This is a genomic window from Psychrobacter glaciei (assembly GCF_014652895.1).
GTDB lineage: Bacteria > Pseudomonadota > Gammaproteobacteria > Pseudomonadales > Moraxellaceae > Psychrobacter > Psychrobacter glaciei.
This window is the reverse complement of the sequence record NZ_BMZR01000001.1, coordinates 707,999-730,370: the sequence shown is the minus strand read 5'-3', so window position 1 is coordinate 730,370 and position 22,372 is coordinate 707,999. Positions and strand designations below refer to the sequence as shown.

15 protein-coding genes are annotated in these 22,372 nt (G+C 44.0%); 7 read left to right on the top strand and 8 right to left on the bottom strand.

Annotated features, from left to right (window positions below):
* Window positions 1-126 precede the first annotated feature (126 nt).
* Together IE130_RS03060 and IE130_RS03055 are read left to right on the top strand one after the other, a co-directional pair.
* Complete coding sequence (locus tag IE130_RS03060) at window positions 127-5,490, top strand: DUF11 domain-containing protein (protein ID WP_189581504.1); 5,364 nt, start codon at window positions 127-129, stop codon at window positions 5,488-5,490.
* A gap of 110 nt (window positions 5,491-5,600) precedes the next feature.
* Window positions 5,601-6,374 (top strand): hypothetical protein, encoded by a 774-nt coding sequence (locus IE130_RS03055; RefSeq protein ID WP_189581502.1) that lies wholly within the window; start codon window positions 5,601-5,603, stop codon window positions 6,372-6,374.
* A gap of 113 nt (window positions 6,375-6,487) precedes the next feature.
* On the opposite strand, the gene IE130_RS03050 is transcribed toward IE130_RS03055, so the two are convergent.
* From IE130_RS03050 to glpK, 5 genes are all read right to left on the bottom strand, one after another.
* Window positions 6,488-7,180 (bottom strand): TetR/AcrR family transcriptional regulator, encoded by a 693-nt coding sequence (locus IE130_RS03050; protein ID WP_010198157.1) that lies wholly within the window; start codon window positions 7,178-7,180, stop codon window positions 6,488-6,490.
* Between the two features lie 215 nt (window positions 7,181-7,395).
* On the bottom strand, window positions 7,396-8,424 hold the full coding sequence (locus IE130_RS03045; protein ID WP_189581499.1) for an endonuclease/exonuclease/phosphatase family protein: 1,029 nt from the start codon (window positions 8,422-8,424) through the stop codon (window positions 7,396-7,398).
* Between the two features lie 241 nt (window positions 8,425-8,665).
* Window positions 8,666-9,997, bottom strand: a complete 1,332-nt coding sequence (locus IE130_RS03040; RefSeq protein WP_189581496.1) for an SLC5/6 family protein — start codon at window positions 9,995-9,997, stop codon at window positions 8,666-8,668.
* 172 nt (window positions 9,998-10,169) lie between these two features.
* Window positions 10,170-10,682 carry a hypothetical protein gene (locus IE130_RS03035; protein ID WP_189581493.1) on the bottom strand — a complete coding sequence of 171 codons (513 nt, stop codon included), beginning with the start codon at window positions 10,680-10,682 and terminating at the stop codon, window positions 10,170-10,172.
* A 262-nt stretch (window positions 10,683-10,944) separates the two neighbouring features.
* Window positions 10,945-12,549, bottom strand: a complete 1,605-nt coding sequence (gene glpK / locus IE130_RS03030; RefSeq protein ID WP_189581490.1) for a glycerol kinase GlpK — start codon at window positions 12,547-12,549, stop codon at window positions 10,945-10,947.
* 596 nt (window positions 12,550-13,145) lie between these two features.
* Here glpK and IE130_RS03025 point away from each other — a divergent pair.
* From IE130_RS03025 to IE130_RS03005, 5 genes are all read left to right on the top strand, one after another.
* The gene (locus IE130_RS03025) at window positions 13,146-14,861 is read left to right on the top strand and encodes a TolC family protein (protein ID WP_189581487.1); all 1,716 of its coding nucleotides are present in this window, start codon (window positions 13,146-13,148) and stop codon (window positions 14,859-14,861) included.
* 137 nt (window positions 14,862-14,998) lie between these two features.
* On the top strand, window positions 14,999-15,862 hold the full coding sequence (locus IE130_RS03020; RefSeq protein ID WP_189581485.1) for a YihY/virulence factor BrkB family protein: 864 nt from the start codon (window positions 14,999-15,001) through the stop codon (window positions 15,860-15,862).
* A gap of 63 nt (window positions 15,863-15,925) precedes the next feature.
* Entirely contained in the window at window positions 15,926-17,125 is a 1,200-nt protein-coding gene (locus tag IE130_RS03015; RefSeq protein WP_189581482.1) for an HlyD family secretion protein, read from the top strand.
* Between the two features lie 3 nt (window positions 17,126-17,128).
* A complete protein-coding gene (locus IE130_RS03010; protein ID WP_189581479.1) occupies window positions 17,129-18,439 on the top strand; it encodes an ABC transporter permease in 1,311 nt (436 codons plus the stop codon).
* The gene (locus IE130_RS03005; RefSeq protein WP_189581476.1) at window positions 18,439-19,653 is read left to right on the top strand and encodes an ABC transporter permease; all 1,215 of its coding nucleotides are present in this window, start codon (window positions 18,439-18,441) and stop codon (window positions 19,651-19,653) included. The genes IE130_RS03010 and IE130_RS03005 overlap by 1 nt, the downstream gene beginning before the upstream one ends.
* Window positions 19,654-19,803: 150 nt before the next feature.
* On the opposite strand, the gene IE130_RS03000 is transcribed toward IE130_RS03005, so the two are convergent.
* From IE130_RS03000 to IE130_RS02990, 3 genes are all read right to left on the bottom strand, one after another.
* On the bottom strand, window positions 19,804-20,376 hold the full coding sequence (locus IE130_RS03000; protein ID WP_189581473.1) for a methylated-DNA--[protein]-cysteine S-methyltransferase: 573 nt from the start codon (window positions 20,374-20,376) through the stop codon (window positions 19,804-19,806).
* Window positions 20,377-20,441: 65 nt separating this feature from the next.
* Window positions 20,442-21,416 (bottom strand): signal recognition particle-docking protein FtsY, encoded by a 975-nt coding sequence (gene ftsY / locus IE130_RS02995; RefSeq protein ID WP_227676130.1) that lies wholly within the window; start codon window positions 21,414-21,416, stop codon window positions 20,442-20,444.
* Window positions 21,417-22,177: 761 nt separating this feature from the next.
* Window positions 22,178-22,372 carry a hypothetical protein gene (locus tag IE130_RS02990; RefSeq protein ID WP_189581470.1) on the bottom strand — a complete coding sequence of 65 codons (195 nt, stop codon included), beginning with the start codon at window positions 22,370-22,372 and terminating at the stop codon, window positions 22,178-22,180.

The following is a 22,372-nucleotide window of genomic DNA, read 5'->3' as shown; positions in this document are numbered from 1 at the left end:
TTTATAATCTATAAGCCTTATAAGAGGTTTATAGATCAACGCTCTAGCTTGACCTAATCGATTTTAATGAGCCAAGCTAGAGAGTTACCACCCCAGCCCCTTTATGTTTTATTGGATAAGCGACTTATGACTCTATCAATTATGACACCGTCTAATCGTACCGCATTGTGTACAGCGAAGATCTCTGCGCTGTCATTGGCAATGTTGCTTATGCAATCGAATATCGCGATGGCAGCTGATGCCTCAAACCTTAACCTGCAAATCATCAATAATATTGCAAATGCTAGCTATAACGTCAATGCCGATAATAGTGTCGGTTTGAGTAGCACCTCTAACCAAGTACAAGTCAAAGCGTCTGCACTTCCTGAATTTGGTATTGATCTAACGAAGCAGGCAGTACAGACAGTCATACCCAATACTTCGGTTAATTGGGTCAATGTCTTAAGCAATACCAGCTACAGCAATCAAACGGTTGAGCTGACATTAAATATATCACCAACCCTTTCTAATTTAAAAGTTTATCAAGATTTAAATAAGAACGGCATCGTAGATAGTACTGACAGAGAAGTTATCTTTGACAACTTGAGCACTCAGATCATGCTTGGGCACAATGAAAGCATTCAGCTTATCGTACAAGCCTTGTCGGATCCTAACGGTAAAACTGATGATACTGCCGAGATTCAGATTGGTGCTATCGTTCTAGAAGATCCCTCAATAACTGCTAACGTTACTGACAAGCTCGTTATCGTCGAGCCTGAAATAAAATTTACGACCCCTAAGTTTGATAAAAATAAAACCACCTCTCAAATTGATGAAAACGTCTATATCAATGCCAGCTATGCCCAATGCAACGTTCAATCTGATAAGCCAGATCAAGTATGGATTACCATCAAGTCCTCAAAAACAGGCGATACTTACTCGCTTAGAGGAATAGAGACAGGTAATAACACGGGTAAATATCAGCTGTCCGCACCAACGCAAAAAAATGCTAACGCTATCAATGACAAGATCATCCAGACTTTGGCAAACGATACTCTGACAGCTAATTTAGAAGCTTGTATCAATCCTTTTGTCGATACTGGGTCTGAGCCATTACCGGACGATGGTTCTAACACGAATATCGACAACGTTCTCGTATATATTGATTACTTAGACTTAGATACACAAATCAATATCATTGATGACAATCCAACCTTAGCCGTCACCAAAGAGAGCGAAACAAAGAGCGCTGAGCTTGGTGATTACGTTAGCTATACTATTAATGTTGAAAATAATAGTGATTTCACCGCTTATGACGTACAGCTAAAAGACGCATTGCCCCGTGGTTTTGACTATGTAGCAGGTAGTGCTCGCGTTACTCCTACGACGACTATCAATGTCAATCAACCACAGACCACTGAGTTCAAAGCAGAAGGCAAATACCAAGTCCTGAACCTAGGTAACTTAGAGGCTCGCGAAACTAGAGAGATCACTTATCGCGTGCTAGTAGGTGCTTCAGCATTAGGTGGTGACGGTATCAACCGCGCTACCGCACAAGCTCGTAACAGCGAAACGGCTCAAGCCACCACTATAGTTTCTAGAGAAGCACAGTGGCAGATCGAAGTCGAACGCGGTGTCATGAATACAGATGGCATCATCATCGGTAAGGTTTATCACGACATCAACCGTGATGGTATCCAACAAAAAGAAGATGGCGAGCTTGGCGTCGCAGGCGTGCGCATTTATATGGAAAACGGTAACTTTATCGTGACCGATCCTGAAGGTAAGTATAATTTTTATGGCGTTAGTGCCAAGACTCACGTGCTAAAAGTTGATCGCACTACCATACCTAGAGAAACCGAACTGGTTACCCAAAGCAATCGTAATGCGGGTGATGCGGGTAGCCGTTTCGTTGACTTAAAATATGGCGAATTACATCGTGCCGATTTTGCTATCGTTGGTGGTATGGGCGATAGCACGGAACGCTTGAACGCAGAGCTTATTGCTCGTAGCAAATCTGTGAGCGCTAAGAATGATACCCTTGAGCAAGCCGTAAAAACTGAGCTAACTCTAGACCCTGATTACAATCGTGACTACGATGACAATGTAGAAGCGAGTGGCTGTAACGTCAATGGCGACTTAGACCTTGGTAATAACTGTGACTCTGCTATCATCAATGAAATGGTCAATCCAGCAGCCAATCGTATCGATATGGCCGTCACCACGGTAGCGCCACCAGTAGAAAAAGAGCTAGAAGAATACTTGAAAGAAGTGGCTAATAATGATGTCGCCTTTATCAACCTAAGCGAAGGTCAGCAGCTCAGTACTTATAAGCAAATGGTACAGGTCCAAGCGCCTTTAGGCTCTATTTTTACCCTTTATGCCAATGGTAAAGCGGTCTCAGAGCAGCAAATCGGCAAAACGGCTGAGCAAGAAAAGCAAAATGTGACTGCTTTTGATTACTATGCTGTTGACTTACAACGCGGAAACAATACCCTGCGCGGTGTTGCTACTGACGTAAATGGCAAAGTCATCTCTGAGCAAACTATCAAAATATTGACACCTGATAGTTTGCAAGCTATTAATTATCGTACTCAAGAACAGCTAGTGCCTGCTGATGGCGTGAGCGAATACCAGATAGTCATTAGTCTAAAAGATCGTGACAATCGCCCCTATATTGGTACTACTTCTCTTACGCTTGATACTAATATCGGTCGTATCAATTTGAAAGACAGCAGCAAAGACCAAGCCGGTACTCAGGTTATCATTGATGGTGGCGAGTTGTTGGTTTCAGTCATCGCCCCGAGTGTACCAGGTAAGGGTGAGCTGATTATTGATACCGGTAGTAGCAAGCAAGTGATTCCGCTACAGTTCACTGCTAAACTACGCCCTCTCATTGCTGTTGGTATCGTAGAAGGCGCTATTTCACTCAAAGATTTTGATGGCGGCAGTATTACTGATGCTCAAGGTGCATTTGAGCAAGAGCTTAATGATTTTGCTGGTAACGATGACTATACGGCATCTGGTCGTGCTGCGATGTTCCTCAAAGGCAAAGTACGCGGTGACTATCTGCTAACTCTCGCTTATGATAGTGATAAAAAAGGCGAGCGCCTATTCCGTGATATTGATCCGGGCGAATACTATCCCGTCTATGGCGATTCATCAGCCAAAGGTTTTGACGCCCAATCTACCAGCAAGCTTTATGTTCGAGTAGATAAAGGCCGCTCATTTGCCATGTATGGTGATTTGAAAACTCAAATCGATAACGATGAAGGCATCAAACTTGGTCAGTACAACCGTACGTTGACGGGTGTAAAAGCACAGTATGAAGACAACAATACTCGTGTTACTGCCTTTATAGCCGAGACCAGCACCAGTCAGCGCGTTAATGAAACTCGTGGTTTGGGTATCTCAGGTCCTTATCCATTGGCTGAAAACTTTGACGCCGTATTAGAGAATTCAGAAACGATCGAGGTTATTACTCGCGATGCGAATAATCCAGGTTTAATCGTCAACCGTGAAACCCTTACCCGCTTTGCAGATTATGAAATTGATCCTATTAGCCGCAGCCTATTCTTAAAAGCCCCTATCGCTAGCCAAGATATCGATGGCAACCCTATTTATCTACGAGTCACTGTAGAAGTAGACGAAGGCGGTGAAGAATACTTGGTCGGCGGTATCGCTGCCAAGCAACAACTGAATGCTAAAGTGGCTATCGGTGGTAGCTATGTCAACAGTGACGATCCACTTAATAAAGAAGAGCTAGCCAGTGTCAACAGCGTTATCAAATTTAGCGATAAGCTAAAACTGGTTGCCGAATACGCAATGAACAAAGCTGAAAACCCAAACTTTCAGCCAAGCAATCAGATTAATGCCGATCTTTTAGAAGGTAACGATGTCGAAGGCGACGCACTACGTATCGAGCTTGACTTTGATAACAAGAAAAACACCCGTGCCAAAGCTTATTATAACGATACAGACGAAGGCTTTGTCACTGGCGCCTCGCCGCAGACAGCTGGTCGCACTGAATCTGGTGTTGAAGTTACTCATACATTAAACAACAAGCAAACAGCACTTAAATTTGAGGGCGTACGTACTGAAGATCATACGACCGAAGCCAATCGCGAAGGTGTAGAAGCAAGCATTGAACAGCGTCTAAGTCAGAATATCGTTGGCGAGATTGGGGTGCGCTACTACAAGCAAGATGCGACTGCCGCCTCACGCAATACCCAAGCCGCCACTGACGTGCTAGATGTCACCGATGATACAATATTCAACGATGACATCATCAATCAATCAGCACTCAATGGCGTCAGTAACGCTGACAAAGATATCGAAGGGACGACTGCCCGCGCCCGTCTGACAGCACGTTTGCCGAAGCTGAACAACTCGTTAGTGTTTGCCGAATATGAGCAAGATATTGACAATAGCGAACGTAATGCCACCTCTATCGGCGGCGAGACGCCACTGGGTAGCTTAGGTCGCTTATACGCCCGCCATGACTTAATTAATAGTTTGTCAGGTAGCTACGGTCTAGATGATTCTGATGAGCGTCAGCGTACGGTCGTGGGATTCGATGCCACTTATATGAAAGACGGTAAGGTTTACAGCGAATACCGTATGCGTGATGCAATCAGTGCACGCGAAGCAGAAGCAGCTATCGGTCTAAAAAACAAATGGTATGTCCAAGAAGGTCTGACCTTAAGCACACTATTTGAGCGTGTCGAGTCTTTAGAAGGTGAGGAAGATAGCACGGCAACCGCAGCGGGTGTCGGTGTTGAGTACCTAGCCAAAGAAAACTACAAGGCTTCAGGGCGTTTAGAAAAACGTTGGGGCGACACCAGTGATACCCTTCTCGGCAGCGCGGGCATTGCTTATCGTTACACCGATGACATTACTTTATTAGCAAAAGACATCTATTCACAAGTAGATTACAACGATGGTCATCGCACCATCAACCGTTTCCAGCTTGGCGCTGCATATCGTGATTATGATAGCAATCAGCTCGATATGCTTGCCAAGCTTGAGTATCGTCTAGATGACAACGCGACTGGTGACAACCCTTATCAAAAAGATGCGATTGTTTGGTCATGGAGCGGCAATTACCATCCGACTCGCCCATTAACGCTATCAGGTCGTTATGCGGGTAAGTATACAGAATATGATGCTGACGATATCGTCAGCGATAACACAGCTCATGCTGTCTATGCACGCGGCTTATATGACATTAGCGAGCGCTGGGATATTGGCTTACAAGCAGGTACTTATTGGAATAAACAAGCGGATGATATGTCTTATATGCTGGGTGCCGAAGTGGGCTATAGCCCAATGACCAACCTTTGGTTATCACTCGGCTACAACTTTATGGGTTTTGAAGATGAAGACATCGCTTATGATGATAGCACTCAAGAAGGTGCTTACTTTAGACTGCGCTTTAAGTTCGATGAAGACTTATTCAAACGTGAAGACCCACGCAAAAACAAACGTTTGACCAGTAATTCTACGTTATAATTTAAATGTTACAATGTTACTTTGCTATTATTCATCGGTTAGTGACTCATAAAGTCAGTCTTAATAAGAGTAAATATCCACACTTATTACCTTAATATAAGGTCAGTATTATGTTGTACTCTGCGATTAAAGCAATAACTTACAAACAGCCTATCTATACTGCGCTCTCAGCAGTATTACTACTGGCAACTGCGTCATCAGCAGTGGCAGCAGACAGCCATACTCAAGCTACCACTCTACAAGCCAATGACTATTGTGATAGTGAATTGCAAAGCGAAACGCCTGCTTATAAATATCAAAGCACGCATCAACGTGCTATGCAGTGTATGCTGACACAATTGAAAGAGTATCAGCAAAAAAGTATGAGCGCACGTCAGCAATACTTTGCTTATAAAGCGCAAGCTTGGCTGACCTATGCCATCCATCAAGACAGCATGAATAGTCGCTCAACTGCTGGGCTACAAGCAGCACAGTTTGCAGAAACCATACTACACGCGCTAAAGAATGATACGATACAAGACATCAGCCTGCATCAAGACATTCCTTCCAACTCAGCCTTGATGCGACCCGATCTGTGGGCAACCCTAAGCGCCCTAAAAGATAGTGACGGTATTACTTCAGCACCACGTGAACTGGCGTTCAGTGAGGTTTCTCTCATCTGGGCAGCGACCAATCAATGCGAGCGAGGCTGGCGCGAGTCAGGCAGCCACTTTCGCATGGCAGACCGTTGGCTAGAGCAAGCGCGTGAAGCCTATGTGAATGCCAATGATTCGCAAACCAACGTTGCTTTGCAGAATCTAATCGTCAGCTATTATGAGCAATATGCGCCTTTAGATACAAGTACTGATATTTGCCGTGGGCAAGTATTAACGCCGATCCGTTAGACCTATCATAACCACAATGAGCAAAGACAGTAGACACAAAAAATCCGACATATGATGTCGGATTTTTTTATTTACTTAGGGCGTGTCATCAAAATGGCTAAATTGCAGAGAGACTAGCGATTCTTACGTGGTAGTTTTTCTGGTAGGTAGCAACGCAAGTAAGCAATAAATGCGGTGTTCGCTTCTTGAATATACTCATTGGTAATGCTTTGATGACGGCGATAAGATAAGGTAAAGATAGCATTTACAATACTATAGGCGATCAATAGCGTGTCTTGAATGTCGTGGAAACTCGGCATCTCATAACGCTCTGACAAACGCTTATAAACCAAATCAACGATTTGATGATCGATATCTTCGCCAAAACTATCGCCTTCAAAATCAGGCGTATTGGTGTCATAAACGAGCTTGGCTTTGGTTTTATCGTTATGGAATATCGTCACACACTTATCGATAAGTGCCGTCAAATAACCCTGCCATCTGTCATAATTACCGATATCGACCGTTTCTACTATTTCTAATATTTCGATTGCATTCAAAAAGCGTAATGCTAAAAATATTGCTTCGATATTAGGGAAGAAGTGGTAAGCAGAGGCTCTTGGAATGCCGGCTTCTTCACATACAGCAGCCAAAGTAATGTCATTAATAGCTTGTGTTTCGCTCAACTTTTTGGCACCAGCCAAAAGTTTCTGACGGCGTGCACGGCCTTGCTGACTGGTGAACTTGAATTTATTCGGTACCAGTTTTTTTGCCAGTTCCGAGTCTACCAACACATCTTCAATCTTTTCGTCTTTGTTTTCGCTCATTATAAATCTCTTAATGTTGTGCCCTATCTTTATAAATATGGTCTTCATTGGACAGTATTCATTCTAAATCTAAGAAAGACTGTTCGTTAGTTGGTAATACGGGCTAATATTACCGCTCTATATTCAATGAAGAGGCATCATAAACGCTTGTACACTATCAAGCAAGGGACATGCATGGGTTAAAAAAGAATGTATCAATTAACAACATAATAGGGTTAATCATGAAGTTTTATTTTCGCCCTTATAATACCATGATCGATGACTCTATCGGCATAATCCCACTTCAAATGGTCATTAAAATAGTCAACTCGTTCAACTTGACCAAGCGCAAACTTGCTATCAGGCAAGAATTCTTCTGAAACAAACAACTGATCAATCACTTCTGGCATACCTTGATAGATATGGGTATACGCTACATCTTTCATCCAGCCATAACGCGCTTGGACACGAGCGGCATCAAACAAGGCAACATCACGCATGCTTTTGTCGTAATTCACTTCGCCAGTTTCAGTCATCAATTGCGTGGTCACACTACCCGTGACATCGTTCATATCACCGAGTAAGATTAAGGGCTCGCGAGTATGCTTTAAGCGTTCGATAATAAACATACGGATGGAGGCCGCTTCTGCTGCCCGCATACATAAGCTACGAAGTTTGGCACGAATACGAATATTGGGGTCATCCATATCTTCTAGCAAATTGCCAGCTTCATCACGTAAGAAAAAAGCGCGCTTGCTTTTAAGATGAGCCGTAATAATAGTAATCGGTTGCCCGAATGCATTGACTCGCAATACCAACGGTGGGCGATTAAAGCGTTTATAAGGACCGATATCAGGAATATCAATCACCGCCTTTGGTGCCACCTCTTCTAATAAAGTTGTCTCTAGCTGCTCAAAGCGACTAATAATTCCCACTGCAGGCGTATTTTGCGCCCCTCTACCTTGAGTATAAGGGCTCGCACTATCATTGCTTGCCAGCGGAATAACCACATGTTCAGGCTTAAATCCTAACGATACCGCCAGCGCTTCTAACGCCTCACTGTCCCATACTTCTTGTACGGCAATGATGTCGGCATGGGCTTTTACTAATAAGTCACTGATACCACGCAGTTTATTTTCATACTCTTTATTGCTATATGGCTCAGCATTTTCATAGTAAGTACGATTGGGATTGGCAAAATTTAGTAAATTAGCAGTGGCGATATAAAATTGTTTATCAATACCTTTATTGGCAGAGTAAGTCATAAAAATCCTAGTGCTATTTGAATAGTATGCATTATTATGAATAAACAACGCAACTTGTTCATGATAATAGACCGCCCGTACTAAATCTGTAGTGTTTCGTATTGCTTTATCCTGCTACTTAAAACTCAAAAAATCGATCAACTGATAACGTAGCGAATACTTGCTCAATCAAAGTCATAACACTAAATATTTATATGTATGTTACATCTGTACGTAGTTAGCTGTTTAACAGATTGGCTAATCACATTCTTTTGCGAGCCAATACAAAGGCGATACTACCAATCATAGAAGCCATGACACATAATATCAACAGCTGCACGTATTTGTGCTCTGCGCCAAATACTGGTGCCATCACTGTGATATAGCCACCGTTTTCTAACATATAGACAATACCAGCCATGAGCGCTGATACAAAGCTCACTATAATGGCCCAAGGTTTGACTTCCCAACTTGACCAAATACTAAAAAACACGACAGGTGCTAAAAACAAGGAAACCGTACCACTAATAGCCACCGCATCAAACAGGTCTTTGCTACCAGTTGCAATGAAGACCAAGCCTGCCAGCAAAAATCCTAACATGATTAGTCTGCCATTTCTAACAGTTGGCTTTACCAGTTTCATATCAATGACTATCAATTTTGCGGCACTGGCATACGTAGAATCTAATGTTGATATGGCTGAAATAATTAAGGCGAAACTAAACAACATCATTACCGCTGGTGAGAATAGCGTATTGAGCGTTTGCGTCACTTCAGTGGCACCGCCTGCATTGTTCAGCTGTGCGAATACACCTAGCAAACCAAACAGAAGGATACAAGCCATTGAAATAGGAGCGGCATAGTAAAATGACTTTTTGGTAGTCGCCCTATCTGCTAAAAATCCTCTGTCAGTCATAACAGGATCATGAGCGGGATAACTCCATATTTGGATAAATGCAACCATCAATAATATCCATCCCTTGTTGTCAGCGGTATTGGAGGAGCTGATAATGTCATCGAAAGAAAACAAGGGATGTGCAAACATAGCAACCGACAGAACAGCAATGGCGACGATCGTCAATAGCGCTTGGGCAACATCTGTCTTTAACGCCGTGTGCAGCCCACCAATTGAAGAATAAATTAAGGTAGCAACCGCTATAATCAGTATTAGATAATTCTCATTAAAGCCCACGAACAAGGTGGTGATAAACCCAAATACCAGTAAATTGCTGAACACTTCACTCACTAATCGAAAACCAATCACTGCATTATAAAGATGCTCACCAGTTGCCCCAAACTTGACTTGCATGAATGTCTGTATGTTATTGAAACCATGTTTGAATCGTAAGCTATCGACAATATGCGCGCCAGTGATAAAACTAAAATAATACATCCCATAAGCCAAAGTACCAGCGATACCATAGAAAAATCCCAAAACGGCCGCATTCATGAGCGACCGTGCAAATATCCAGGTAGTGACTTGAGACAAGACCAACGTCCAAAGACTGGGTGGCTGACCTTGTAAAGACTTACCTTGATAAAATTTGGCGATATCAGGAGCAAGCTCACATGTTTCAGAAGAAGAGTCAGTCATAGTAGCTCTATGGGTTGTTAAGACATCATTAAGATTACCACAACTACCAAGGTTTCAACATGCAAAAAAGCCTCTAGAGAATACTCTAGAGGCTTTAATATAACTACAATTGCTAAAGGTAAAAACTCAGCTATAAAAATACGGAAATGCTGAGGTTTTCTATGTACTAATGTTACGACACACGATTCCATGCATCCTGTGATGCTCTACGTGCCTCATTCCACTCCATGCGTGACTCACCTTTCACTTCATGCCATGAACGCTCCAAATCTGCTTCATGATCTTCAAAGCGAGCGTCCGCAGGATAGCGAGCGCGGTTAGCATAACCTACCGCATAAGCTGGATGTAGGTCACGATCAAAGTCATGCTCTTCTGTATAATAGTCGGCGTTTGCATGTTCTGCACGCCAGTAAGCTTCTTCATGGGTTGGATCAATTGCTTCAGCTGCTGCATGACCTGCACCGCCACCAACGATAGCGCCAATAGCACCGCCGATTAACGTACCGAGTGGTCCTGCCATCGTACCGATTGCCGCACCTGCAGCTGCCCCACCTACACCACCAATACCAGTGCCTACTGGATGTGAGCCTGGCTCACCTGTGATAATGTCAGCATTCAAGTCTTGCTTGGCTTCTTTTGACATATGTTTTACTTCACTGCGATCAATTTCGTCATGGTTACTCATAATATTATCCTTAAATTATTTGTTATATTTTAGAGTTATTAAGTGCTAAAAATTAGCGATGTTGCTTGAGTCATTTTTTATTTGATTCATCTAAAGTATAGAAATTTATGTACAAGAACAGATAGATAGATTATGTAAACTGTGTCCATATTACGATTGTGTTGCGTTACAGCCTGTATCTTTCTCAAGGTTTTGTACGATGGATTTATGCTTTGAGTAATCACAAACACATGATGCCGCTAGTTTCAGCAAAAAACCCTGTCTACATCTGCATTAACGACCTTGCGATGGCTCGTTGCCATTTATAGAGGTGCTGCTCGCGTTCATCAGCAGACATACTCGGCTCAAATACTCGATCGACTTGCCATGAGGATTGCATCGTTGCTTCATCGTACAATCCCGTCTTTAGACCAGCAAGGAGCGCTGCACCTTTGGCAGTAATTTCCGTGTCTCTGGGACGCAGTACGGGGACGTCTAATAAGTCTGCCTGAAACTGCATGAGCAAATCATTATTGGCAGCACCGCCATCGACTCTCAGTTCGGTTAAGGGATGCGGGCTGTCTTTTTGCATAGCGATTAACACGTCATACGTTTGGTAAGCAACTGCCTCCAACGCGGCACGGGCAATATGCGCTTTGGTCGTGCCGCGGCTCATACCTGTAATACTGGCACTGATGTCCGAGCGCCAATAAGGTGCGCCAAGCCCTGTGAATGCAGGGAGCAGCACCACATCTTCACTACTATTGACCTGCCGCGCTAAGTTTTCGACCTCACCACTTTGCTGAATCATCCCCAGATTATCACGTAGCCACTGGACGATTGCCCCTGCCATAAACACACTGCCTTCTAGCGCGTAGGTGACTTCTTTTTTGGGCGGCTGTAGCATACGCTTGCCAGACTGCACAATTTGATCAAAGGATAAATTGTCAGGGCGCAGCGTTGTCGTCTTTCGTTGCCACGCTATCGTCGTCAATAGCTTATGCTCGCTCAACTTTGGCTGTTGACCGATATTCATCAGCATAAAACAGCCCGTCCCATAGGTGTTTTTGGCCATGCCAGCATCGAGGCAGCCTTGGCCAAAAAGTGCTGCTTGCTGATCGCCTAATACTGCCTGAATAGGGATTTGCTTGGCAAATAAGCCTTTTTTTGTTTTGCCAAAATCACCATCGGATGGCAGGACTTTGGGTAAAATATTCATGGGAATAGCAAAACGTGCACACAACTTCTCCGACCATGCCAGTTTATGAATATCATACAACAGCGTCCGTGAAGCATTGGTCACATCAATAACATGTTCACCACCTGTCAATTTATAGATAAGCCAACTATCAATGGTGCCGACTGCCACCTCGCCTTTGTGTGCTCGTACGCTAAGCTTGGGGTCATTTTCGAGCAGCCAAGCGATTTTACTGGCACTAAAATACGGATCTAAGCGTAAACCGGTGATTCGCTGCACTTCGTGTGCCATGTCATCGTCTTCATCCGTGCTACCGCTATGAGCCCCACCACCCGCGCTTTCAGCGGCAAGCGTTTTGCAGTAGCTTGCAGTACGGCGGTCCTGCCAAATAATCGCAGGTGCCAAGGGTTTGCCCGTTTGCTTGTCCCACATGACAATAGACTCACGCTGATTGGTGATGGCGATGCTAGTGACATCGGTAGCGAGCAGCCCTGCTTGGTTAATAACGTCATGCGCACAGCTAATCTGAGTTTGCCAAATCTGCTGGGCATCTTGCTCCACAAAGCCCGCTTTGGGTGTCTGTAATGTGGTTGGCTGTTGCACCATTTTGATGGGACGCGCATGATCATCGTATAATATCGCGCGACTCGAAGTGGTGCCTTGATCTAAAGCCAAAATATATCCTGCCATTACTCATATCCTTTACTGGTCTTATTTATTCTATGATTGATAGTTTATATCATTCTCATATTTTTATATTCAGCGGTTTTCATAAATAAATTAACCTACTTAAATTTCTACCAGTTAATAATATCAATAGTCGAAACATAACCTTCATTATTAATAATTAGCAGTAAAACCAAAGTAATGAAATACAAAAAATCATTTAATTATCAATTAGTTAATAGATGAAAAATTCATGATATGATCACGGTTATGTTCTGATAGTTTAATCAATAATAATGCTATTATAAAAGCCAAAACCATTTCTTTACCACATCAAGATTGACTATACAATAGACAACGACAAGATATTGAGGCTTGACCCGTCACGGTTGTGTGTCTAGAGTGTACCCGAATTATGCATGACAAAACTTTAGTTATGTTTTTTGTATTTTGTTTTCCCTTATATTTGCAAAGCGAGAGAAAGTAAGACAAAACATCCTGCTTTTATAGAACTGACTATAATAAGAGCATAACGACGCTAATATGTGGTCGGCTAAAGTGATGAGTATCGCGCGTTGTTTTAAAAAATCTTGCATTCTAATTAATGGCTTATGTGACTTATGAAATTTGCATTATCAACTCTGTCTACTGCTGTGATGACGGTTATGCTCATGGGGCTGTCCGTCGCTACCTCAGCAAACGCTAACATGGATAACGTTGAGTCACAGAATGACGTGCCACCAGTAACGGTAACCCAGATCGTTGACGCTGATGATGAACGACAAACTGGCGCTGCGACGGCTGTTCAGACGGATACAACGTTGTCAGTGGGCGATAATACTGTCATCAATGACCCTGCATCCACCACCATGCATAGCCAAGGCGTTGAGCAACAGAGCCGCCTAGCCACGCTTATCGATCCTATCACGCACAAAGCGGTTGATAATAGCTATCCCTTAGAAGTCTCTAGCTTTTTGAGTCTTGAGCAGGCGCAAAATATCTTATTGCAAGTCTCACCAAAGTTAGCAGCCAATGAAGCCGCCATTGCCGCGAGTCAATATCAGACCGATGCCCTAAAAACCATAGACAATCCGCTGGTGTTTGCCCGCGTATCGGCCAGTGCCTATCATGTGGAAGAAGACATTGATTTATCATCGCTCAAAAACGGCATCGTTAATGAGATCAATAATAGTGTAGATGAGGTTATCCCTCCTATTCCACCAACCACAGATTTGCCAAATTTTGGTGAATTGGTCGGTGAGCGTCTCCCAGAGTCTTATGATTTTAATCGTTCAGGCTCAACGACGGGCGCAGGTATTGGCGTTGTTTGGCCTATTTACACTGCTGGGCGGACAACAGCGTTAACAGGCGCGTCCGATGCCCGCACCCAAGAAGCGGTCGCGGACAGTCTATTAGACAAAAACGAGCTTTATAACACCTTGATTGAGCGCTATTTTAAGGCGCAGCTGGCCATCATCGCTGCCTACTTGCGTGAAGACGCTTATGATACCTTGCAGCAGACCGATCATATGGCAGAGCGCCTGTTTGAGGAAGGCTTTATTTCACGCGTCGACAGACTAGAAGCACAGTCTGCTTTAGCAGATGCCAAAAGCGAATCGGTCAATGCCAATAACGATGCACGCCTTGCGATGATTGCTTTGCAGCGGCTATTACGTACCGACTATCGTATCAAACCGACCACGCCTTTGTTTGTCTCCAGTCGCCCGCTACCTGATGTGAGTTATTTCCAAGACTTGGCACTTGCCAATCATCCAGGGTTACAGAAAGTCGCCGCCAAACGCGCACAGGCTCAGCAACTTCATGCGTTATCAGATACCGGTTACAAGCCTACGGTTATGCTGTACGGCTACGGACAAGTCGAAAAAGACCCCAGTTGGGTCGCTGGTATCTCTGCCACTTGGAAGCTATGGGGTGGACTCGATAAAACAGCATCACTGGCATCAAGTAACGCGCAAATACGCCAAGCGGATCTCTCTGAGATTGAAGTCAGTGACAATCTATTGTTATTGGTCGAAAAAAATTGGCACGATATAAATAATGCCCAGTCACGTTATCAAGCATTACAGAGCAATGTTGACTTGGCAGCAGAAGTATTGCGCTTGCGTCAGTTGGGTCTCCAAGAAGGCGTAAATACGACGGTCGACGTGGTTCAAGCCCAAACGCAGTCTCTCAAAGCACGAACTGAACAAGCACAGGCAGCCAACAGCTATGTGCAAGCGCTTGCCGCCCTCATGCAAAGTTGTGGGACGCCACTGGCTTTTAACACCTATCTTAATGCGGCAGATATTCAGCTACCTATCTTGTATAGTGAATGATGATTCCGTGTGAAGAGTAATAGAGCGTGTTGATAAGCGCTTATATTGATGATAATTAAATGGCTAATGGCTAATGGCTATATTATTACTGACCTTACGATACTACTAACCCTAGCTCTACTGTGAATAAGCGTTTTATGAAAAAATTAACTTCTAAAGTAACCAATTGGCTGCCGCATCTACTTCAGACATGGCGTATAGCAAATAGCCCTAATGTTTGGGCACATTGCGCGAACGTAGGCTTTTTTGGTTTTTTGTCTATTTTTCCAGCAATGGCCGTGTTTGTACTGATTTATGGTCTCGCTTTTTCACCTGTTGAAATGCAAGAGCAGATTTCACTTTTACGTTCGTTTATCCCTGAATCTGTATATGAGGTTCTTAATTCACGCTTAAGCGAGCTGGCTTCTAACACTGCATCAAAACTGACTTTTGGTTTGATTGTATCGACGCTACTAGCTCTTTATGCAGGCTCCAAAGGCATAAAATCCTTAATTATCCTGGTTAATCTTGCCTTTCATATCACCCAAGAGCGCAGCTTTATACAAGGCACCATTCGAGCACTTAGTTTAACTTTTGCTGCCGTTGTGGTCTTGATTATAGCCATCTCCTCTATCGCTATTATTCCTTTGGCGGCGGCTTATTTTCCTTTTCCGCAAATCGCTAAGACCATTGCGCTTTGGAGTAGATGGCCGATATTGGCTGGCATTATATTCTTAAGCTTCTTAAGCCTATATCGTTTTGCGCCAAACCGTGACGCCGTAGCGCTAAAAAAATTGGTGCCAGGCGCTGCCTTAGCTACTGTTCTCTGGATTTTATTGTCCGTGTTATTTTCGATTTATGTGCAAAACTTTAATAACTATAGCGCTGAGTTTGGTGCGCTTTCAGCAGCGGTAGTCATTATGCTGTGGCTTTATTATTCAGCATTTATTGTCGCTTTTGGTGCTACTTTTAATTTTGAAACTTTAGAAAACTCTAAACCTTATGCTATTCGAGTGTACTAGGTCAAAACGACTTTACCCTATCCTTTTCACTCTCAACTTTATTGCTTTAGGAATCTCACTGTCATGACTGAATTTCCAAACGAATCAGACGACTCACGCAAATCAACTGATTCGACTGATGAGTCCACGCTGTCTCATAATGATCAGCCGTCAGTCGATTCTGTAGAAGACATACCTGACGTGGAACCAGAACAGGCAACACCTACGTATCGTGATGATCCTAAATCTGACAAGTCTGCCATGATAAAAAAGGCGCTGCTTGTCTTATTCGTGCTGATTGCATTGGGCGTTATCGCTTATGGCTTGTATACAAGCAATCAAAGCAGCGAACCTGACGTCATTACCCTACAAGGGCAAATGCAAATGCAGCAAACCTCCATCGCCGCAAAAGTACCGGGGCGTATCGCTCAGATTATGGTCACTGAAGGGGATGAGGTGACGGCTGGTCAGCAATTGATTGAGATGGATTCGCCTGAGATTAATGCAAAGATTAATCAAGCGCAGGCTGGCAAGCAAATGGCACAGAGTCAGCTTGATAAAGCCGAAAATGGTGCCCGTCCGCAAGAGATTGCCCAAGCAAAAGCAGCGTGGCAAGCCAATAAAGCGGCCTCGGATTTGGCAGAAAACACCTATCAGCGTGTCAATCGACTCTATGAAGAAGGCCTTATGGCGCGGCAAAAGCGCGATGAAGCCTATGCGCAGTATCTTGCGACCCAAGATCAAACCGAAGCGGCACGCTTGCAATATGACTTGGCAATGGAAGGCACGCGTAGTGAAGACAAATCCGCAGCTACCGCACAAGTGGCTCAAGTCGATGCTCAGCTAGATGAGGCATTGGCTGCAAAAGAAGAAGCCAACTTAAAAAGCCCTATCGCTGGTATCGTGGATAACGTGATAGTCAGTGCTGGTGAAGTAATCGGTCAAGGTGTGCCGCTATTAACGTTGGTCAACACCAATGACCAATGGGTGGTACTGAATGTCACCGAGACCTATTTGAACCAGTTTGCCATTGGTCAGCAATTTACTGGTACTATTCCAGCGTTGTCATCAGCAGACAAACCCTATAGCAAGCTATTTACCGTCTACGCAACCTCTACATTGTCTGACTTTGCGACGTGGCGACCCACCAATAATGATGATGGCTTTGATGTACGTACCTTTGAAGTCAAGGCGCGACCAAGTAAACCTGATGCGCGGATTCGCTCGGGAATGAGTGTCATCGTCCGTATCAATCCAACCCTTGCTAATCAGAGCCAAGAATAAGCCATGCGCCTAACTCAGCTTAGCGAAGCTTTTATACGTAGTGCCGCCTATGAGCGGCGTTTTTTGGCCAAAAATTCTTGGGATTTTGCCATGGTGGCTTGGATACCCTTGGCGACAGTACTGCTGATTTGGTGGATTTTTTCGCAAACGCAAATTACCAATTTGCCTATTGGGGTGATTGACCAAGACAATAGCCCTGTTGCCAATACCGCTGTGCGCTATCTAGAGGCCAGTCCTGATATCACTGTCAGACAGCTTTATCGCTCGCCAGCCGCTGCTGAAGCGGCAATCCTGCAACGAGATATTTATGCAGTCGTGATTATCCCTGAAGATTTTTCGCGTAATATTTTATCCAATAAGCCAGCGCCACTGATTTTACAAGTAAATGCTCAGTACGGTACACACTCTGGGATTATCCAAAAAAGCGTCCAGTCCGTCGCTGCCACCTTATCCGCAGGCGTTGAGATACAGCGTTTGGTCAAGCAGGGCATGGCACCCTCGCAAGCGGCGATTGCTTACTCACCAATCAGTATTCAGCGCATCAGTTTGTTTAATGCGGCAACCGACTATCAGCAGTTTTTGGCCTCCACTGTTATTCCTGCACTGTTGCATATTTTGGCAATGGTCATTGGGGCAACGACGATTGGACGTGAGTTGCGGGATAAACGAATCGGTCACTGGTACGCTTTTATTGATACTGGTCGTCCCGATTTGACGGCACTCATAGATAGTGAAGCACTGTCTACGCTCGACAATAAGCAAACACGTAGCGATGACCCTGAAACATCGACAAGTCTCAAAAAAAATAAGCAAGTAAGTATTGCCGTCTTAATATTTGGCTTATTGGGCAAATATTTTTGGCCAATGCTTGCTTATAGTATATGGTCTGCATTGGCACTATGGCTTGCCACACCGCAACAAACGGTCGCTCTCGCCTCAATGGTTGTCACTTACATCGGGCTGATACTATTGATGATGCTGTCATTTTGGCTAGGAGCCATCTTTACTTTGAATTCATTTTCATTGCGTATGGGCTTATCCGCTACCGGTTTTATTTCCGCGCCTTCTTACGCTTTTGCAGGTGTCACTTTTCCTTATATCGCTATTAGTGATAGCGCGCAGCATTGGTCGAACATCCTACCGCTTACCCATTATCTAAAACTACATATCGCGCAATTACAAATGCACGCACCCGTTGCCATATCGTTGCCGATCATTTATGGCCTGACGCTAGCGACCTTGATTGCTATGGGCTTGACTGCCGTACTAAGCAAGCGCGCATTGGCGCGTCCTGAACGTTGGGGAGCACGCTAATGTCGCCATTATCAAAAAACAAGCCACAAAAAAAACCTACTCAATCAACCACTTCGTCATCGTCACAGAGCTTCTTAGGCAGTTTTTTACAGACTCTCAAAGATATCTTTACCGATAAAGGCGTGGTTTTGCTTTTAATTATGGCTCCTATTATTTATGGTTTCTTTTATCCATGGCCGTATTCTACTGAAGTCGTCAATCACGTACCCGTTGGCATTATCGATAAAGACAATAGCAACTTATCTCGTACCATTGTCCGTTATGCGAGTGCCAGCCCGCAGCTGAACACACAGCGATTTGTTAATGAGCAAGATGCCATCGAGGCCATGTGGTCGGATCAAATCGCTGGCTATATGGTCATCCCAAGTGGTCTTGAGCAGCAAGTGTTGTCTGGTAAAGCAGCTAGCGTGAGTGTGCTCGGCAATGGTGGCTATTTTATCTTGAATAAAAACGTACAGCTGGGCTTTTTAAAAGCGGTCAGTACGGTATCGGCTGGTATTGAAGTGAAAAAAAGCGTGGCACAAGGCGCATATTCGCCTACCGCTGCCAAAAGCACTCAAGCCGTGCCCCTGCAAATTATTCCTTTATACAACCAAACTGAAGGTTATGGCGCTTATGTAGTGCCAGCGGTATCCATTATTATCTTACAGCAGACATTACTCATGGCCACCGCAATGCTGATCGGTACTTGGTATGAGCAGCGCCGCCACATGACTACGATACGCGGCTGGCTAGGACGTATTGGTGCACTCAGCATGTTGAGCTTTATCATCGGCTGCTTTTATTATGGCTGGGCGTTTGAGCTCCATCATTATCCACGTGGACAAAATATGGCTGGCAGTTTGTTATTCTTGCTGCTATTTTGTCCGACCGTCGCCACCCTTGGTTGCTTGCTGGGACTGTGGTTCCGGCAACGTGAGCGCAGTATGCAAATTTTAATCTTTAGCTCGTTACCGTTATTTTTTATCAGTGGCTACCCTTGGCCTGCCGACCAACTCCCTGAGATACTACAGTTGGTACGTTGGCTGGTGCCGACTACCCCTGCTATCAACACCTCTGTGCAGCTAAATCAAATGGGGGCCAGTGTCGCTCAAGTCGCTATGGGCTTTTATGCGCTCGCAGGCTTGTGGGCATTTTACTTTGCGTTACTGCTGCTGTTTCGCTGGCGTACCTCACAAAAACAATTGCCTCATAAAGTTTCGATAAAAATATAACAAGTCAGCCGATTGTCAATTTTCCCATCCATAAATAAAATCGTTTTTCTTAGACTTATTTCAGGACGGGATATATTCGTAAAAAAGGCCAAACACTTAAAATGTTTGGCCTTTTTTGGGTTTATTTGTATGATAGGCATTTGCTTTAAACTAAGTTTTGCAAGTGACGCCTTCAAGCCCTAACAAATATTCTTTCTTATCCAGCCCGCCCGTATAACCACCAAGCTTACCATCGCTAGCAATGACGCGATGACAAGGAACGATAATACTAAAAGGATTTTTGCTATTGGCATTGGCCACCGCGCGAAACCCTTTGGGATTATCCACATTTTGCGCCAGTGTTGCATAGCTGATTGTCTCGCCATACCCAATATCTTGTAATGCTTGCCAAACTCGTTGCTGAAAATGGGTTCCTAAGCTTGCATCTATAGGCAAATCGAAATTCTGACGATCCCCTTTAAAATAGGCCTTTAATTGTTCGATAGCATTTATGAGTAATGCTTGGGCAGGCTCACTTTTGCTTAGGCTATCGTTATTAATGAACGTAAAATTCTGATCGGCAAGGCCGTAGTGCTTTTTAAGTTTGGGAATAGATTTTGAGCGGTGCCAAGAGTTACCTGCCAGCAGCCAATTGACTTCAACCAGTTTAGGGCTGCTATGCTCATTGACACTCGCAATCAACGTCAATTGATGTGATCCAAAAACTGCTGTAGTAACTATCATGACTATTCCTTTCAAATGATTATATTCCCAAGAGTCGTTTATTGGCTAAAACGACCTATCGAGCGCTATTCTTTATCATCGGTTTCGAACAAGGCAGCGACAAATTGTTTTGGACTAAAGGCGCGTAAATCATCAATCGACTCGCCAACACCAATATAACGGATAGGCACATCTGTGGTTTCGGCAATATTAAAGACCACACCACCTTTGGCAGTACCGTCTAACTTAGTAATTGTAATACCCGTTAATGGCACGACTTTGTTAAAGAGTTCTACTTGGTTAATGGCATTTTGACCCGTGCCAGCATCGAGGACAATCATACCTTCGTGCGGTGCGCTTGGATCGGCTTTACGCATGACGCGTACGACTTTTTCTAGCTCCGCCATGAGATGCGTTTTGTTTTGCAAGCGCCCAGCGGTATCTGCTATCAGCACATCAATGTTTTTTGCTTTGGCAGACTGCATGGCATCAAAAATGACAGAAGCACTATCAGAACCATGACCTTGCGCCACGACTGGAATGTTATTGCGCTCACCCCAGATTTGCAGCTGTTCAGTCGCCGCAGCTCGGAACGTATCACCAGCAGCCAGCATGACAGATTTACCCTCGCCTTGTAGACGCTTGGCAAGTTTACCAATCGTAGTGGTTTTACCGACCCCATTGACGCCCACGACTAAAATCACAAAAGGTTTTTTGCTGGTATCAACCACCAACGGCGCAACTTTTGGCGTTAAGATATCAACCAGTTCCGTTTGCAATGCTTTATACAATGAATGCGCATAAATCAAATCCCCACGAGCTGTCTGCTCAGTCAAGCTTTTGATAATACGGTTGGTCGCGTTGACACCAATATCAGCAACCAGTAGCTGATCTTCAACTTCTTCTAACAACTCATCATCGATTTCTTTGCCACCGATCAGGATACTGACCATACCTTCGGCTAGATTTTTACGTGATTTACTCAGCCCTGTTTTCATCCGATTAAACCAGCTGCCTTTTTTCTGACTTTCTTGAGTCTCTGCTACTGGCTCTTTTGGCATGGCAACTTGCCCATCGCTATTAACAACGGGGGTCACGCTTGGACTATCTCCTAATTGCTCCTGTAATGGCATGGTTGGAATCGTTGAAGCCGTATTGGTCTTGCTGCTAGCTTCTGTTTCTTTGGCACGCGAAAAGCTTTCAGAGGAACTTTTAGGTACGTTATGCTCTTCTGTCATGACAATCGGCGTGGCTAAAGCGATACTTTCAGCAGCATGGGCGCTTGAGACGTCTTTGTTTGTAGTCGTCTCTTGATTTGTCACATTATCATGATGCTTATCAGTCACCCTAGCATCGTCTAACGGTTTAGTAGGTACGCTATCCTCATCAACGATGGGCATAGATTGCACCGGTAGACTGGGTAAGGTAATATCATCGTCATCTAAGTCATCGAGACCACCGTCAAGGTTAATGACTACACGATTGCTATTATTTGGGTTATTCATAAGCTTGCCCTAAAAGTTATCATTATTAGTAAGATGTTTATTTTAAAATTGATCGGTATATTGTCAGTTTTCTACCATTCAAATGATAGATTATTTTTAGCCTAGTTTAGCATAATTCAAGTTGCGCTCAGCCTTTACCCTACCAGACCAACGCTAAATAGTAAGAAGTGATCAGACAGGCCAAACGGTTGAGAAAGTTTAGCTTAAGGTTTGGACACAAAAATCTGACCCTTAGCAGGCGCAACTTCGCCTACTCTTAGCGAACTTTATTCAATAACTTTCTACTAGGAACCACCTATGCTATCGTCATTAAATTGCTATAAAAAAATAACCTCTATCAGCGCAGCTCTGCTAATAGCTACCATCGCATTGTCAGCGACTGGCTGTAACACAACATCAGAGTTCAAACCGACGGCTAGCGTAATGGTTGGCGCACACAAATCGCTATAACGCTGGCGATTATTATAGTTAGCAAGCACACATTCAGTCATCTTTTTATATAAGCAGAACAT

Bases quoted from the DNA above. Each gene is read 5' to 3' on its own strand.
- IE130_RS03025 (WP_189581487.1), top strand. From the start codon at position 13,146: ATGAAATTTGCATTATCAACTCTGTCTACTGCTGTGATGACGGTTATG.
- IE130_RS03055 (WP_189581502.1), top strand. From the start codon at position 5,601: ATGTTGTACTCTGCGATTAAAGCAATAACTTACAAACAGCCTATCTAT.
- IE130_RS03040 (WP_189581496.1), bottom strand. From the start codon at position 9,997: ATGACTGACTCTTCTTCTGAAACATGTGAGCTTGCTCCTGATATCGCC.
- IE130_RS03060 (WP_189581504.1), top strand. From the start codon at position 127: ATGACTCTATCAATTATGACACCGTCTAATCGTACCGCATTGTGTACA.
- glpK (WP_189581490.1), bottom strand. From the start codon at position 12,549: ATGGCAGGATATATTTTGGCTTTAGATCAAGGCACCACTTCGAGTCGC.
- IE130_RS03050 (WP_010198157.1), bottom strand. From the start codon at position 7,180: ATGAGCGAAAACAAAGACGAAAAGATTGAAGATGTGTTGGTAGACTCG.
- IE130_RS03020 (WP_189581485.1), top strand. From the start codon at position 14,999: ATGAAAAAATTAACTTCTAAAGTAACCAATTGGCTGCCGCATCTACTT.
- IE130_RS03045 (WP_189581499.1), bottom strand. From the start codon at position 8,424: ATGACTTACTCTGCCAATAAAGGTATTGATAAACAATTTTATATCGCC.
- IE130_RS03005 (WP_189581476.1), top strand. From the start codon at position 18,439: ATGTCGCCATTATCAAAAAACAAGCCACAAAAAAAACCTACTCAATCA.
- IE130_RS02990 (WP_189581470.1), bottom strand. From the start codon at position 22,372: ATGTTCTGCTTATATAAAAAGATGACTGAATGTGTGCTTGCTAACTAT.
- IE130_RS03015 (WP_189581482.1), top strand. From the start codon at position 15,926: ATGACTGAATTTCCAAACGAATCAGACGACTCACGCAAATCAACTGAT.
- ftsY (WP_227676130.1), bottom strand. From the start codon at position 21,416: ATGCCAAAAGAGCCAGTAGCAGAGACTCAAGAAAGTCAGAAAAAAGGC.
- IE130_RS03035 (WP_189581493.1), bottom strand. From the start codon at position 10,682: ATGAGTAACCATGACGAAATTGATCGCAGTGAAGTAAAACATATGTCA.
- IE130_RS03010 (WP_189581479.1), top strand. From the start codon at position 17,129: ATGCGCCTAACTCAGCTTAGCGAAGCTTTTATACGTAGTGCCGCCTAT.
- IE130_RS03000 (WP_189581473.1), bottom strand. From the start codon at position 20,376: ATGATAGTTACTACAGCAGTTTTTGGATCACATCAATTGACGTTGATT.